This is a genomic window from Roseburia sp. AM23-20 (assembly GCF_003470905.1).
GTDB lineage: Bacteria > Bacillota > Clostridia > Lachnospirales > Lachnospiraceae > Roseburia > Roseburia rectibacter.
Map to the genome: position 1 here is coordinate 1 of NZ_QRHS01000074.1, position 883 is coordinate 883.

An 883-nucleotide genomic window follows, 5' to 3' on the forward strand; every position below is an offset into this window, starting at 1 on the left:
CATGAAACGGTTTGTCAGACCATAAAATTAATTAAATATCAATGATACAGTATACTAGTTTCTTTATGTAATACAAGCGGCAAAACCAAATATATCAACGGGAAAGGAAACGCCCGATTGGTCTTTTCATTATAAGTTCTAATTGTTGAATATAATATTCTTCCACAAAAAGCTGGATTAAGAAGAAACGCGACCTCATGTGTACGCATACTCCACTTTTTCACTTATATCGCCTCCTTTTACATATTTAGCAACTGCTTAAGCCTGTCATAAAAATCTATATGCCACCCCACTTTGAGCTGATTAGCCAACATATGATAACTCCCTCTCATTACAAACGCTTCTTGACATTTTGGTCGAATTCGAATATCTTTCTTTTCAATGTCAGAAAAAAGCCTACGTCCTTCTTTTATCTTTTCTTCTTCTGTAACACCAATACATTCGGACAAATCATCTTCCATAGCTGCAAAAGCATGTTCCCATTCATCTATCAAACGTTGCTCATATTTTTCCAACTCATTGACATATAACAAATCATTCCTAACCCAATTTGCCCTCTGATTAAAGGCACGATAATAATCCCTTAATGCAGTTTGCATACGATGATTTCCAATACAAATCAGTTTAAGTTGCTCACAAAAAATTTTTTCACTGGCACTCAAATTACTTTCTTGCAAATCGTCAATATCAAAAATATCTATCGGTAAATTATCATCCGAATATTCTTGACTTACAGATACAATAAATGATCTAACCTGGCTTTGTGTAATATATATAGGTGAGTCTGAACAAAGAGCTTCAATTGCCTTTTTGTACCACCATCCTTCTAGTATACTGTATCATTGAAATTTAGTATATCTGCCACTTTAATTAAAAAGTGACA

The 883-nt window shown here is 33.6% G+C and carries 2 protein-coding genes; both read right to left on the reverse strand.

The genetic code is table 11. The features are described 5' to 3' along the window. Positions 1-38: 38 nt before the first annotated feature. On the reverse strand, positions 39-209 hold the full coding sequence (locus DW650_RS20825) for a three component ABC system middle component (RefSeq protein WP_442969853.1): 171 nt from the start codon (positions 207-209) through the stop codon (positions 39-41). A gap of 30 nt (positions 210-239) precedes the next feature. Continuing rightward, the gene (locus DW650_RS19380) at positions 240-662 is read right to left on the reverse strand and encodes an ABC-three component system protein (RefSeq protein WP_118598722.1); all 423 of its coding nucleotides are present in this window, start codon (positions 660-662) and stop codon (positions 240-242) included. Between the last annotated feature and the right edge of the window lie 221 nt (positions 663-883).

Coding starts and splice junctions, on each gene's coding strand:
- DW650_RS20825 (WP_442969853.1), bottom strand. CDS start 209: ATGCGTACACATGAGGTCGCGTTTCTTCTTAATCCAGCTTTTTGTGGA.